This is a genomic window from Sphingomonas pituitosa NBRC 102491 (genome assembly GCF_001598435.1).
In the GTDB taxonomy this organism is placed as follows: Bacteria; Pseudomonadota; Alphaproteobacteria; order Sphingomonadales; family Sphingomonadaceae; genus Sphingomonas; species Sphingomonas pituitosa.
This window is the reverse complement of sequence record NZ_BCYY01000028.1, coordinates 1-12,700: the sequence shown is the minus strand read 5'-3', so window position 1 is coordinate 12,700 and position 12,700 is coordinate 1. Positions and strand designations below refer to the sequence as shown.

The 12,700-nt window shown below is 62.3% G+C and carries 15 protein-coding genes; 4 read left to right on the top strand and 11 right to left on the bottom strand.

Annotation, left to right across the window (positions count from 1 at the left end):
- Positions 1-267: 267 nt before the first annotated feature.
- From lysA to SPI01S_RS22450, 5 genes are all read right to left on the bottom strand, one after another.
- Positions 268-1,533, bottom strand: a complete 1,266-nt coding sequence (lysA, locus tag SPI01S_RS18720) for a diaminopimelate decarboxylase (RefSeq protein ID WP_066726324.1) — start codon at positions 1,531-1,533, stop codon at positions 268-270.
- A 29-nt stretch (positions 1,534-1,562) separates the two neighbouring features.
- Positions 1,563-1,826, bottom strand: a complete 264-nt coding sequence (locus tag SPI01S_RS18715) for a hypothetical protein (RefSeq protein WP_066726321.1) — start codon at positions 1,824-1,826, stop codon at positions 1,563-1,565.
- Positions 1,823-2,233, bottom strand: a complete 411-nt coding sequence (locus SPI01S_RS18710) for an SAM-dependent methyltransferase (protein WP_157084782.1) — start codon at positions 2,231-2,233, stop codon at positions 1,823-1,825. The genes SPI01S_RS18715 and SPI01S_RS18710 overlap by 4 nt, the downstream gene beginning before the upstream one ends.
- Before the next feature lie 114 nt (positions 2,234-2,347).
- Positions 2,348-2,608 (bottom strand): hypothetical protein, encoded by a 261-nt coding sequence (locus SPI01S_RS18705; protein WP_245653677.1) that lies wholly within the window; start codon positions 2,606-2,608, stop codon positions 2,348-2,350.
- Between the two features lie 430 nt (positions 2,609-3,038).
- The gene (locus SPI01S_RS22450) at positions 3,039-3,203 is read right to left on the bottom strand and encodes a hypothetical protein (protein WP_157084781.1); all 165 of its coding nucleotides are present in this window, start codon (positions 3,201-3,203) and stop codon (positions 3,039-3,041) included.
- A 56-nt stretch (positions 3,204-3,259) separates the two neighbouring features.
- On the opposite strand from SPI01S_RS22450, the gene SPI01S_RS18700 reads away from it, so the two are divergent.
- Positions 3,260-3,565, top strand: coding sequence for a hypothetical protein (locus tag SPI01S_RS18700; protein ID WP_157084780.1), 306 nt, complete (start codon positions 3,260-3,262; stop codon positions 3,563-3,565).
- 634 nt (positions 3,566-4,199) lie between these two features.
- On the opposite strand, the gene cueR is transcribed toward SPI01S_RS18700, so the two are convergent.
- Together cueR and SPI01S_RS18690 are read right to left on the bottom strand one after the other, a co-directional pair.
- Positions 4,200-4,649 (bottom strand): Cu(I)-responsive transcriptional regulator, encoded by a 450-nt coding sequence (gene cueR / locus SPI01S_RS18695; RefSeq protein ID WP_066726308.1) that lies wholly within the window; start codon positions 4,647-4,649, stop codon positions 4,200-4,202.
- A 19-nt stretch (positions 4,650-4,668) separates the two neighbouring features.
- Entirely contained in the window at positions 4,669-7,140 is a 2,472-nt protein-coding gene (locus SPI01S_RS18690) for a heavy metal translocating P-type ATPase (protein WP_066726305.1), read from the bottom strand.
- Between the two features lie 382 nt (positions 7,141-7,522).
- Here SPI01S_RS18690 and SPI01S_RS18685 point away from each other — a divergent pair, with 382 nt between their 5' ends.
- On the top strand, positions 7,523-8,071 hold the full coding sequence (locus tag SPI01S_RS18685; RefSeq protein ID WP_066726302.1) for a PEPxxWA-CTERM sorting domain-containing protein: 549 nt from the start codon (positions 7,523-7,525) through the stop codon (positions 8,069-8,071).
- 5 nt (positions 8,072-8,076) lie between these two features.
- Here the strand turns inward: SPI01S_RS18685 and SPI01S_RS21985 are convergent, their stop codons facing one another.
- Complete coding sequence (locus SPI01S_RS21985; RefSeq protein ID WP_084253592.1) at positions 8,077-8,769, bottom strand: ArsR/SmtB family transcription factor; 693 nt, start codon at positions 8,767-8,769, stop codon at positions 8,077-8,079.
- Positions 8,770-8,846: 77 nt separating this feature from the next.
- Between SPI01S_RS21985 and SPI01S_RS18680 the strand changes: the two genes are divergently transcribed.
- The gene (locus tag SPI01S_RS18680) at positions 8,847-10,289 is read left to right on the top strand and encodes a pyridoxal phosphate-dependent decarboxylase family protein (RefSeq protein WP_066726299.1); all 1,443 of its coding nucleotides are present in this window, start codon (positions 8,847-8,849) and stop codon (positions 10,287-10,289) included.
- Positions 10,290-10,677: 388 nt separating this feature from the next.
- Here the strand turns inward: SPI01S_RS18680 and SPI01S_RS18675 are convergent, their stop codons facing one another.
- Genes SPI01S_RS18675 through SPI01S_RS18665 form a run of 3 tightly spaced genes read right to left on the bottom strand, consistent with a single transcriptional unit; the run spans position 10,678 to position 11,587 of the window.
- Positions 10,678-10,932, bottom strand: coding sequence for a DUF5985 family protein (locus tag SPI01S_RS18675; protein ID WP_084253607.1), 255 nt, complete (start codon positions 10,930-10,932; stop codon positions 10,678-10,680).
- A 2-nt stretch (positions 10,933-10,934) separates the two neighbouring features.
- A complete protein-coding gene (locus SPI01S_RS23140; protein WP_066726294.1) occupies positions 10,935-11,213 on the bottom strand; it encodes a DUF5985 family protein in 279 nt (92 codons plus the stop codon).
- Positions 11,214-11,215: 2 nt separating this feature from the next.
- The gene (locus SPI01S_RS18665; protein WP_066726291.1) at positions 11,216-11,587 is read right to left on the bottom strand and encodes a hypothetical protein; all 372 of its coding nucleotides are present in this window, start codon (positions 11,585-11,587) and stop codon (positions 11,216-11,218) included.
- A 195-nt stretch (positions 11,588-11,782) separates the two neighbouring features.
- On the opposite strand from SPI01S_RS18665, the gene SPI01S_RS18660 reads away from it, so the two are divergent.
- Positions 11,783-12,700 (top strand): HAMP domain-containing protein (locus SPI01S_RS18660; protein WP_169804548.1); only part of this gene is annotated, 918 nt, incomplete at its 3' end.

Sequence of the window (12,700 nt, the reverse complement as noted above, 5' to 3'; positions counted from 1 at the left end):
GGGATTGCTGGGCGATGGGTCGAACAACCGAGATTGGGGCGTTTGCCCAACGACCGCTCAGGCGAGGCGATCGACCGCTTTTGGCGCAACCGGACGATCACCGGCGCGGACGGGATGGACCGGAGCTGGTCGGACTTCGACATGCGGTGTCGCTCGGCCAGTATGCTGGAGGACGGATGATAGCGTTATGCGCAGTGGCGGCGGTCAAAGTTGCTTGGCTGGTGCCCGACCTATGTTGTAGCGCTATCCGGCCGTTGTAATCCTCGGCTATATCACTGGATCGACCATCCAGTGTGCAAGTCGCTGCGGCCGAACGGCGTCTGCCTTCACAAGCGGAGACACGATGTCGAAGCGGTCTCCGTCAACCCAAACCTCTGGCGCAAGCGCACGGGCATTGTAGGTCGACGCCATGGCGGCGCCATAGGCGCCGGCGTTTGCAAACACGGCTAAATCGCCTTCGTTCAGTCGATCGATGCAGCGGCCGCGCGCGAAGGTGTCGCCAGATTCGCAAATCGGACCAACCACGGTGGCGAAAAAGCGATCGCCGCTCTCGCGCACGGCACGGATGTCATGCCACGCGTCATACAGTGCGGGTCGCATCAGGTCGTTCATCCCCGCGTCGACGATCACAAATGGATGCGGCCGGCCCGGCTTGACCCAAAGTACGCGCGTCAGCAGCACGCCTGCTGCCGCGGCAATGAAACGCCCGGGCTCGAACAGCAAGCGCACGTCCCAGTCTTGCGTTTCACGCGCCACCATCAACCCATAGGCGACAGCATCCGCGCTAGGATCCCCTTCGCGATAGGAAACTCCAAGCCCGCCACCTAGATCAACATGGGTGATGGCGTGGCCCTGTTCACGCAGCGCTGATAGGAGTTGGCCGACGTGGCGGACCGAGGCCGACAGCGGAGCGAGATCAGTGATCTGGCTACCGATATGGATTGCGATGCCCTGAAGATTGAGCCCGGGCAGCGCGGCAAGTCTACTGTATATCGACACAGCCTCGGTGAACGGCACACCGAACTTGCTATCGGCCAGCGCCGTGCTGATCTTCGCATGCGTATGAGCATCGACCAACGGGTTGATGCGGAGCAGTGCGGGCGCACGCATGCCCCGCGCACAGGAAAGCGCGGACAGCACCTCGCCCTCCCGCTCCAGCTCAAGATTGAAACGGCCAATGCCCGCATCCAGCGCCGCGGCGAGCTCGGCGATTGTCTTCCCGACGCCGGAGAACACAATTTCGTTCGCAGCGATGCCCGCGGCGAGTGCGGCCTTGAGTTCCCCACCCGAGACGATGTCCGCGCCGAACCCAAGACCTGCCAGCGTTCGCAGGACCGCAGGATGCGGATTGGCCTTCATTGCGAACATCAGCTGCTTAAGGGGTATCGGCGCGAGGGCTGCCTGAAACTGCACCGCCGACGCTCGTAGCTGCGTGGCGGAGTAGACATAGGCGGGCGTGCCAACCACTTCCGCGATCGTCGGGAGCGATACGCCATCGGCGTGGAGCACGCCGTCGAGCATCTTGAAGGACATAGGTGATCCTCAGTGGTCCTAGCTACGGCTCAGCCGCAGCGGGCGTTTCCGTTTCGCCGCCTTTGCAATCTTTCGGGTAGATGGCGATGCCGGCTGCACTCCACGCGGATCGCTCGGGGCGCCCGCCGCCCCTGCACCACCAGCACGAGCCCGAACATCCCAATCGGGAAGCCAAGCAGCAGCAGGCCGCCGAGATCGGATTCGATGGCGTCACTGAAGGCACCTGCCAGTCCTCCGGCGATCAGCAGCGCCACGCCGACGCCGCGCCACAGCCGGTCGCTAGGCCGGGTCATGCGGCGGCTCCCGATCTAGGCCCGGCGAGAGCCATCTGCCCTGCGCGCCGGGCCAGTCCCATCAGCGCCGAAGCTTCGCCGGGGGGCGCCGCATAGAGCAGGATGTCGGCAGGGAAAACGGTCTCGTCCCGCATCGCCGCTGCGGCGGTGCCGATGTAGAAGCGAAGGTCGATCGCCGGATCCCGAATTGTTGCGGCGACGCGACGCGCTTGGGGGAGCAGCACTCCGTCGCGATCCACGCCCCGCGCCTCGATCGCGACGAAGCCCAACGAACGAGCCGACCGGATCGCCAGCAGCAGAAGGCTGGCATCTCCGCATGCGGCGTCCACAATGCGGATGCTGCGGCGTCCTTCCTCGCGCATCGCCTCAAGGCGTGCGGCGATGGCCGGCCAGCGCAGGTCCTGCACCGCGGTTCGGTCGGCGGCCAAGCAAAGGGCCTGCCGCAGTCGAGCCGCCAACGTCGGTGCCGCGGGAGCGGCCGGAAGCGCGAAGGCATGGGCAAGTTGCATGGACCCCCTCCGTTACGCAGCGCGCCGGGCGCACTCGTCCGGCGCTGGAGGATCGAAGGAGATGCTCGCGATGAGCGGCTGCTCCGCCTCCACAAGAGCTGCGCCGGGGAAGGCATGCCGCTCGGCGCGGGCGAACTGCCACGCCGCCGCGCGGGACACGAACCGCCCCTCCATCAGGCCATGGTTTTCCTGGACCAGCCAGTGGCCATCACGGTCCTGCCCCACCCACAGGATGGTGGCACCTTGATCAGGCTCTTCGATGAGGTCGGACACCACGCAAACATACTCCTTACAGGTCCTGGCAATCAGGTCGTCAGCAACCGTGAGGTAGGGCGTAAGCGCATTAAGCTTCGCGATCGAAGTTGATAGATTCGCGTTAGATATTCATAAACTTGCGTCGGGTAGACTTCGTCCAGCTCGAGAAACCGTGACCGCCTTCACGGCGGCGCGGTTCGGCACCGAATGGTTCTTTGGCTCGAGCACCGGGGCCGTTGCAGCGCCGTGCTGGCCCATGCCGGTAGGCCACGTCCGCCACTTTCCTTGATCGACACGGCATTTTGATCGTCCAATAGCGAAAGCGGAACGACCTGTCTTGGTAGATTGTGTTGAAGACCCTTCCCCGAAGTTGCCATGGCGGTCCGATTCACTCCAGGCGGCAGGGGACGTGCGGATGGTTATCATGCACATCTCGATCGCTCCCCGCTCATTCCCCTTCTGGGGACGCGGGATGATGAGTGCCGCTTGAGCCTTCGAATTGCAGCGCGACGATATAGAAGCAGGTCGTCCGCTCAGCGACGACATCGTCGCGGTAGAGCATCAAGTCACCGTCAGCCTTGAAGAACTTCAGCCCCGGCGCATCGCCACGCATGACGCGGAACGCCTGAGCTCGTATATCTAACCACCGGGATAAGGGAGGCACAGACCATGGCACACGTAGAGGCGGAACTGCCGCCACGCTCCGTGATCAATCTCCACAATCACGCGCAGATCAGTCACCACGGAATCGCCACCGCATCGGAACTGCTCGCCGCGCTGAAGCTGCCGAATACCCCCGAGCGGCGCAGAGTTGCAGCCCAAGCGCTGCAGGAGGCCGAGATCGCGGAAGTCGCCGACCTGCTGGTCGATCGCGTCCTGAGCGGTCTCGAGTTGCACCGGATGCTATCGGGCCTTGCACAGGAAGGATCAATCCGTCGCCCGGATCTTGTCGATTGGTCGGAGAGGTTCGCATGAGCGGCATCCTCGATAGGCAGACCCATCCCGACCTCGCCATGTGGCGCAACCTTCTTCGCCGCAGCCTCAAGGTGATCGATGACGTCCGCAGGCAAGCCCAAGGAACGGGCGAGGATGACCGCGTGCCTTGGGAACGAGACAAGCCGGCAGCCGCTACTCCGGCCATCAAGCTCGGCGGCGGCACGGTGCTATCGGGGGCAACGGTACAGCCGGAATGTGGACCTGTTCACCCACGATCTGCAGCTCATCAGCTACCTGGAGTGCCCGCACCCGAGACGCCAGTGCCTGGCGGCATCCGTCTCGACTCTCAGGCCCACGGCGGAAGGGCAGCGATCGCACGGCAAGGAATAGCGATCCTTACGCCGTTCTTCTCGAGGGCCGAGTTGGCGGAACGGCGCTGGTGCAGCCATTTGCTCAGGTCACGACGCATGGTAGCACCTATTGGTCTGTCGTGGCTCAGGCACGGCGCGACGTTCCTAAGATCAGACGCTTCCGGGCGTGGCTCAGGGAGGAGATCGGCCGTGACCGCCCGACGCCCGTGTGAGCATTCCTTCCGCGTTGCCGCTGGTGAGCTGTCTCCCGTTCCGACGCGAACAGCGTGCGCATCTTTCAGTATGCGATCGTCGCGGCCGCTTCAGCTTCGCCCTTTAGACCCCGGCCTTAACGTCGCTCGAGCAGGCGCTCCGCTGCCGTCATGATCGTCCTCGAGGTCCGCGAGGATCGGGCAATCGGGTCGGGCGTCGCCGGCGCAGCAGTCTACCAAGCTTTGCAGCGTGCCCGCCATCTGCTTCATCGCCTCGATTCGTTCATTGAGGTCATCGACATGCTTCTGCGCGATACGCTTGACGTCGCTGCTCTGCCGCGAGCGATCACGCCATAGGTTCAACAAGCCGTCGATCTCGCTAACCGAGAAGCCGAGATCGCGCGCCTTACGAATAAACCTTAGCATGTGGACGTCGGCACTCGAGTAGTCGCGGTAGCCAGAATCCTTTCGGCCAGCCTTCGGGATGAGGCCAGTTTGCTCATAATAGCGGATCATCTTGGCCGAAACACCCGATGCCTTCGCCGCCTTTCCGATGTTCATAACCGTGTCCCTTCCTACGTCATCCGGCTTGAAAGCGGCGTAGCCTCAAGGAATTGCCGAGCACGAATACGCTCGACATCGCCATCGCGCCCGCCGCGAACACCGGAGAGAGGAGCACTCCCCACGACGGGTAAAGCGCACCCGCCGCGATTGGGATCAGGGCGATGTTGTATGCGAAGGCCCAAAAAAGATTTTGACGTATGTTCCTCATGGTCGCCTGCGACAGCGCGATGGCTGTGACGACACCATTGAGGTTGCCCGACATCAGCACAACGTCGGCTGCCTCGATAGCAACGTCGGTCCCGGTTCCGACGGCAATACCGACATGGGCTTCCGCCAGCGCGGCAGCATCGTTGAGGCCGTCACCTACGAATGCCACTCTGCCATGCTGAGCCTTCAGCCGAAGAACCGCCTCGACCTTCTCGCCTGGCAGGACCTCGGCGATCACTTCGTCGATGCCAAGCTCGCAGGCGATCGCTCTTGCCGTGCGGGCATTGTCTCCCGTGATCATCGCGATCCTCAGCCCGTGCGAACGGAGCGCGCTAATCGCCCTGGGCGTTGTAGCCTTGATCCGGTCTGCGACTGCGATAATGGCGGCAAGCTTTCCATTCTGGGCCGCGTAGAACGGCGATTTGCCCTCATTGCTGAGCTTTATGGCACTGTCGGACAGTGTGCTCACATCGACGCCCAGATGGGTCATGTAGCGATCACCGCCGATATCTATCCAGCAATTATCGACCTCGGCATGGACGCCGTAGCCAGGAATGGTCTCGAAGTGACGGGCCGACGGCGCGGCGATATCCTCAGCCGCTGCTGCCTCGACTATCGCCCGTGCAATGGGATGCTCGGATTTACTCTCCACCGCAGCGATCTGACCAAGGACGCTGGCACGATCGAAGCCTTCGGTCACCTCTAGATCGGTCAGGACGGGGCGGCCCTCGGTGAGAGTACCTGTCTTGTCGAGGGCGATTACCGCGGCTTCACGCAGCAGTTGCAGCGCGTCGCCTTTACGGAACAGAATACCTAGCTCCGCGCCTCGACCAGTGCCGACCATGATCGCCGTCGGGGTGGCGAGGCCCATCGCACAAGGGCAGGCGATGATGAGCACCGCAACGGTGTTCACCAGCGCGAAGGTCAGCGCCGGCGACGGACCAAAGGCGAGCCATGCCCCGAAGGTCAGCGCGGCGATCGCCATCACGGCCGGCACGAAGTAGATCGTCACCCGGTCGACCAGTGCCTGAACCGGCAGCTTTGAGCCCTGTGCCTGCTCGACCATGCGGATGATCTGCGACAGCATCGTCTTCTGACCGACGGCAGTGGCGCGGAAGGTGAGGGCGCCTTGCTGGTTGATAGTGCCGCCAACTAGCGCAGCCCCTTGGGTCTTGGTGACCGGAAGCGGTTCGCCCGTGATCATCGACTCGTCCACAAAGCTATCGCCTTCGATGACCTCACCGTCGACCGGCACGCGCTCCCCCGGACGAACCTCGACGATGTCGCCTTCGGCCACTTCATCAATCGACACCTCAGTCAGCGCGGCACCGCGGCGCACGCGGGCAGTCTTGGCCTGCAAGCCGACGAGCCGCCCGATAGCTTCAGAAGCTCGTCCCTTCGCGCGCGCCTCCAGAAAGCGGCCTAGCAGCACCAGCGCGACGACAACGGCTGCCGCCTCATAATAAACGTTGATCGTCCGGGCGGGCAGTAGGCGCGGCGCAAACGTGGCGACGAGTGAAAAGGCGTAGGCGGCGAAGGTGCCAACTGCAACCAGCGAGTTCATGTCCGGCGTAAGCCGCAGCAAAGCTGGAATACCTTTGCGGTAAAAGCGAAATCCCGGTCCGGCGAGCAACAGAGAGGCCAGCGTGAACTGGATGTACCAGCTCGTCTGGATCCCGATGCTGCGAGCGATCAGGAGGTGGACGCCAGGGATGAGGTGTGACCCCATTTCCATCAGGAACACAGGCAGAGCAATGATCGTAGCGACGATCAGGTCGCGTTGCAGTGCCCGTCGTTCTTCATCCTTTCGGCTAGCGCTCGCCACGGCCGGGGCGCCGTAAGACATGATTCGAGCGGCCTGATAACCTGCGCTAGCCACCGCTGCGATCAACTCCGATGGAGCCACCACTCCGCGCACGGTGGCGCGCTCGGTAGCGAGGTTCACGGCCGCGCTCACTACGCCGGGGACGGCCATCAATGTTCGCTCGACCCGACCCGCGCACGAAGCGCAGGTCATACCCTCGACACTGAGCTCGACCGTCTCGCCGGCGACAGTGTATCCTGCGCGCTTGACCGCCGCGACGACCGCGGCATGATCAACGCTGCCGTCCACGTGCATGCTCACGCGCTCCCTCGCCAGGCTCACGCTCGCACTGACAACACCTGGCAGCGCCTCCAATGCGCGCTCCACGCGGCGGGCACACGAAACGCAAGTCATGCCCTCGACCGCTAGATCGAACCTGGTGGCGCGGGTGCCGGCGGATTCTTGGCTTGTAAACATCGCTCATTTCCTCATCGGGAAGGGACCGACTACCCATGTCGACCTTCCAGTGATGGGAAGGTCAAGCGCTGTTTAGATCGTCAGGTACGAGCGGGCCGCCGGGTTCCACTCCGTGTGTCATGTCGTGGAAGTAGCCTTAAGAGGACTGCGAAGGTCGCTGCTGCTGCCGACGTCAAAGGGGCGCGGTATCGCGCGGCAGATAGGCACCTAATTTCGTCGTCGACTGCAGCGTACACCTATATGGGCCACAATCGGCCGCTCGCTAAGTCCATTGTCGATCTACTCGTCGACCCAAGAAAGTCACTACATGGGCTTGCTTGATCTTTGATATTGGCGATATCAACCAATGACTCTAGATCGATCACGAGTCGGGGAGGTGAACATGAAGAATGCAGTGCTTGGTTTCATAGGTGCGGTGTCGTCGCTCAGCGTCGCGCCGGCGTCTGCTGAAAGCTACTATTTCATCGGCGATATTCCCACGCTAGGATCGAAGATGGAGGGAAGCTTCTCCATCGCCAATTCTTCCGGGCGCTACACGCTAACTTCTTTCAGCGGGCATGTGGGTAGCGTCATGTATAGCCTCGGCGACGTTGCCCTTCTGAATGGCGCCGATACACCATACAGCTACCTCAAGGGCGCAATAATCATCGGCGGCAAACAGTATGGAGCTGACGGGATCGTAGATGGAACCGACGACTTCTGGACTGGCTGGTTTTTCCCGAAAGCGTCGTTCTTCGCCTCGGGGAATGTCGCGTCTCCGTTGATCAAAGGTGAGGACAACGTTGAACTGAAGTTCATCCAAATCGCCTCAGGCGTGCCGGAACCCGCGAGTTGGGGATTGATGATCCTAGGCTTCGGACTTTCGGGTTTTGTTGTTCGTCGAACGCGGATCAAGCACTCACAATTGCGGTACGTAACTCAAGGAGGCTAGGTGAACTATCGGCTGAGGTGAGGTGTGAAGGGGAAGGCGGAATCGAATTCTCGCAATCCCTTCGGATTGAACCGTATCGCCCTGCTATCAGTGTCTCGCCTTGCCCATCCCAATGCAAGGATACGATCCAAACAGGCCGACCCCAGTCGGCCCGCAAGGTGATCCTTGCGCTCGCTCCAGTCCAGACAGGCAACACACGCAGCTTCGGCTGAAAGCAGGTCTGGACTTATTCCAAACTCGGTCAGAAAACTGCGCCCCTCATCACGCAGGTGCAGGCGATCGTGCTGGCGAAGGATGAAGTCGCGCTGATGCAGACTGTTCAGCATCTGGATCCCCTTGGCACCTGCTAGATGTCCATAACAGCTGCGGGCTTCTCGCAGCGCCGGATCGCGTGGGCCGGTGCGTATGCGTCGATGACCCGTGCGCTCAGCCAGCAGCATCAGGCTTTCTACAGTGTGCGCGACGTCCGCACCGGACAGGCGTACATAGCGGTTGCGACCTTGACGGACGCTGAGGACTAGACCCGCCGCTTCCAGCTTGGCGAGGTGCGCACTGGCCGTAGGCCGCCCGACATTGGCCGACATGGCCAACTCACCCACTGTGAGCGCCCGACCGTCCATCAACTGCGAAAGAATCTCGGCTCGAGCCGGATCTCCAATGAGCGCCGCGATCAGAGCGAAATTTGGCCCGTCCTTCATGGTTCGGTGCGTAACGAACCATCCAGCCGTTTTCCAGCTCTACAAGCATCCGCTAGGAGAGAACGGAGGATCTCAGCATGTCGGTTGAAGATGGTCGCAATGCGCTGGCGGTTGCCTATCGCGCTGCAGAACATTGGCTTGCATCGGTGGCCGATCGCTCGATTGGCACTACCTCGTCCATGGCAGAATTGCGCGAACGGCTGGGCAGACCTCTGGCCGATCTTGGAGTGCCGGCAGCCAAGGTGATCGACGAGCTGGTGCAGGATACTGATGGCGGCCTTCTCGGCAGTGGCAGCGGGCGCTTCTTCGGTTGGGTTATAGGAGGTACGCTGCCTTCCGCTCTTGCGGCCGACTGGCTGGTCTCTGCCTGGGATCAGAATGCCGCAATTCACGCTTGCAGCCCTGCCGAAGCGATCATCGAGGAAGTTACCGGAGAATGGCTGAAAGAGCTGTTCGGCCTACCGGAGGAGGCCAGCTTCGCTTTCGTTACCGGCACGCAGGCCGCTCACGTCACCTGCCTCGCCGCTGCACGGCACCGACTGCTGGACCGAGCGGGGTGGAACGTCGAGGTGGACGGCTTGGTTGGAGCGCCTTCCTTGCGCGTGCTGACAGGAAGCGAAAGGCACGGGTCCGTTGACAGGGCGGTTCGTATGCTTGGCTTAGGCACCCATTGCATGGAGACCTTGCCTTGCGACTCGCAAGGGCGGATTGTTCCCGAAGCTCTGGACGACGCGCTCAGCCGCTCCGCGATGCCGACCATCGTCGTGCTGCAGGCCGGGGATCTCAACATCGGAGCGTTCGATCCCTTCGCCGAGCTCGTCCCGATTGCCAAGCGGCATGGAGCATGGGTGCATGTCGACGGCGCCTTTGGTCTCTGGGTGCAGGCGTGCCCGACCTATCGGCATCTTGCAGCCGGCATCGAGCTGGCCGACTCCTGGACCAACGATGGCCACAAGTGGCTAAATACGCCGTTCGACTGCGGGTATGCCATCGTTAGGGATGCTCAGGCGCATCGTGCGGCTTTCTCCTTCGAGGCCAGCTATGCTCAATCGAGCAATAGCGCACGCGATCAAATCGAGTGGAATCCAGAATGGTCCCGGCGGGGTCGAGCGCTCCCGACTTACGCAGCCCTGCGCGAATTGGGGCGCGACGGCGTTTCCAAATTGATCGCTCGAAGTTGTGACCATGCGCGTGCGCTGGTTGCCGGCATCGGGGCGCTCCCCGGTGCTCGGGTCGAATGGCTCCCGACGATCAACCAGGGGTTGGTGCGCTTCCTCGATCCCGCAGCTAACTCAGGTAGCGCCGACCATGACCGCAGGACCGACGAAGTCATCGCGCGCGTAGCGGCGGCAGGTGTTGCCTTCTTCAGCGGGACGACCTGGCGCGGCATGCGCTGCATGCGCGTATCGGTATGCAACTGGCGCACCGACGCGCAGGATGTTGAATTGACCGTCGACGCAGTCAGGCAAGCGCTGAGCCACGTAGTCAGGCAAGCGCTGAGCGACGTAGATTCCGCCTGAACCGTAGCTTGCTTGATTGGGACGAGATGCCCAATAAGCCAGGCGGGCGCATCAAAGGGCTGGTCGGGCCCGATGCGCGCCTAAGATGCGCCCGCAGGCATATAGCAAGCGTCCCAACTTCCTCTGAGTCTGAGCAGGTGCGCTCACCGACGACTTCGTCGCGCTGTAGCACGATGTAGAGCTGAGCTGCGGCAGCGGCCTTCAGCACAATCTGGTAATCGAGAGCGATAACTTCGATGCGCTTCGAGTGCTGAGATCGAAGCACGCCGGCAAGGTCAAGGTTATCGCATCGCCCACCCCAGTACAACATCGGAGCGCGCGACTTCATCTACAACGACAGCATCGTGCGAGCCCTACACGCAGGTCCATCGACTGTTGGCTTCCATGTTCAACCTCTTCGGTTCTTCTGCACGATTGCGGAGAGGAGCAGAAGAAAGGCGCAGAGGCGGAGAACATAGGCCCAGGGCCGCTGCTCATCGGAAATGCCGCTGACAGCAAGGATCGTCTGTCCCATGCCGAGAAGCAGGAACGAGGCGGAGAACGATAGAAACAGCGTGTCGCGGGTATCCCGCCAGAAGCGCAGGAAGAACAGCGCACACAGCACAAAGCCGAGCGAGACTGCGCCTGCCAGGAAGGTGGTCAACGTCACATCCGTTCCTCCAGATCCCAGATGAAACCGAAGAGAAGCACTCCCACGGCGCAAAGGGAGAGCAGTAGCCGGAGTAGCTGCAAGTCGACCCAGTCGACGAGTACGAGATCAATTATCAGTACGAGGTTGTTGGCGGCAAGGAGCGTGAAGCAAGCCGTGCTCCAGAGTAGCAGTCGCATACCGCTCCTCGCATAGCTGCGCCCGAGAAGGGCAGCGCACAACGTGCTTGTCGCGAAGCAGAGTAGATATACGATGGGTGGAAAGATCGATTCCATGCTCAACCCTTCCTCAGTTTGAAGGCTTCTGCAAACCGGCGTGCCGGCGACGATGCGGTGGATACGATAGTCCGGCGAACGAAGTCAGGTCGTTGCGCGTACAGGGCCTCGGCTGCTCCGGCCAGAGCGTCCAGTGACTCGCTTGCTGGTAGGAAGCGCACGCCGTGCTCCCGGTCGACGACCACAAGCCCGGCGGCGTGGAGCGACCGCAGGCTCTGGGCGACGACCAGTTCGCTGCTCCGCATCGCCGCTACCAGTGCGTCTTGCTTCCAGGCTTCTGCCCGGTGACTGCGCAGCAAGCACATCAATTCGATCGCCCATACGGACGGGAACGTAGATCGGATGAAGCTGGAAATCTCTTCTTCGTCCGGCATCGACCGCGTCGTCTCCCATCAGTGTCTCCTGCACTTGCAACCAGCGCGCCCTTCGGGCCTGGCTGCAAACAGTCGCAAGTTCCAGAGAAGGCGCGCTTTTCCTATCGTTGCGCTGCTGCTATGTGTCCGCCCTATGCCGGGGGGCTTTCCGTTGCATATCTTCGCTCTCGAAAGGCGAGGAATGAGGAGTGATTGGTGAACGCTGAACTGTCTCGTGACGCACTCGATCGTCGCCAACTCGTCGCCGCGCTCCGCAGCTTCCGCCGCGGCGATTTCTCGGTGCGCCTGCCCGAGGATCTCCCGGGCGTCGATGGCGAGATTGCTACGCTGTTCAACGAGGTCGTCGGTCTTGAGGCCGAGATGACGGACGAGTTCGAGCGGCTGTCGCGCGTCGTCGGCAAGGAAGGCAAGATCACGCAGCGCGGCAATGTACGCGGAGCGACGGGCGGCTGGGACACGAAACTGCGCGCGGTCAACGAGCTGATCGACGACATGGTGCAGCCGACCGCCGAGGTCAGCCGCGTCATCGGCGCCGTCGCCAAGGGCGACCTCTCCCAGTCGATGACGGTCGAGATCGACGGGCGGCCTCTGCGCGGCGAGTTCCTCCGCATCGGCAAGGTGGTGAACACCATGGTCGAGCAGCTCGCCTCCTTCGCGTCGGAAGTGACGCGCGTGGCGCGCGAAGTGGGAACCGAAGGCAAGCTGGGCGGCCAGGCGCGGGTGGAAGGCGTCGCCGGTACGTGGAAGGACCTTACCGACAATGTGAACGCCATGGCCACCAACCTCACCGGCCAGGTGCGCAACATCGCCGAAGTGACGACCGCGGTCGCGAGCGGCGACTTGTCCAAGAAGATCACCGTGGAGGTGAAGGGCGAGATCCTCGAGCTGAAGAACACCATCAACACGATGGTGGACCAGCTGAATTCGTTCGCGTCGGAAGTGACCCGCGTCGCCCGCGAAGTGGGTACCGAGGGCAAGCTGGGCGGTCAGGCACGGGTGGACGGTGTCGCCGGCACCTGGAAGGACCTGACCGACAACGTGAACCTGATGGCGGACAACCTTACCGGCCAGGTCCGCAACATCGCCGAGGTCACCACCGCAGTGGCCTCGGGC

Coding starts and splice junctions, on each gene's coding strand:
- SPI01S_RS18680 (WP_066726299.1), top strand. CDS start 8,847: ATGTCGGTTGAAGATGGTCGCAATGCGCTGGCGGTTGCCTATCGCGCT.
- cueR (WP_066726308.1), bottom strand. CDS start 4,649: ATGAACATCGGAAAGGCGGCGAAGGCATCGGGTGTTTCGGCCAAGATG.
- SPI01S_RS18690 (WP_066726305.1), bottom strand. CDS start 7,140: ATGTTTACAAGCCAAGAATCCGCCGGCACCCGCGCCACCAGGTTCGAT.
- SPI01S_RS22450 (WP_157084781.1), bottom strand. CDS start 3,203: ATGCGTGGCGATGCGCCGGGGCTGAAGTTCTTCAAGGCTGACGGTGAC.
- SPI01S_RS18665 (WP_066726291.1), bottom strand. CDS start 11,587: ATGCCGGACGAAGAAGAGATTTCCAGCTTCATCCGATCTACGTTCCCG.
- SPI01S_RS21985 (WP_084253592.1), bottom strand. CDS start 8,769: ATGAAGGACGGGCCAAATTTCGCTCTGATCGCGGCGCTCATTGGAGAT.
- SPI01S_RS23140 (WP_066726294.1), bottom strand. CDS start 11,213: ATGGAATCGATCTTTCCACCCATCGTATATCTACTCTGCTTCGCGACA.
- lysA (WP_066726324.1), bottom strand. CDS start 1,533: ATGTCCTTCAAGATGCTCGACGGCGTGCTCCACGCCGATGGCGTATCG.
- SPI01S_RS18685 (WP_066726302.1), top strand. CDS start 7,523: ATGAAGAATGCAGTGCTTGGTTTCATAGGTGCGGTGTCGTCGCTCAGC.
- SPI01S_RS18715 (WP_066726321.1), bottom strand. CDS start 1,826: ATGACCCGGCCTAGCGACCGGCTGTGGCGCGGCGTCGGCGTGGCGCTG.
- SPI01S_RS18700 (WP_157084780.1), top strand. CDS start 3,260: ATGGCACACGTAGAGGCGGAACTGCCGCCACGCTCCGTGATCAATCTC.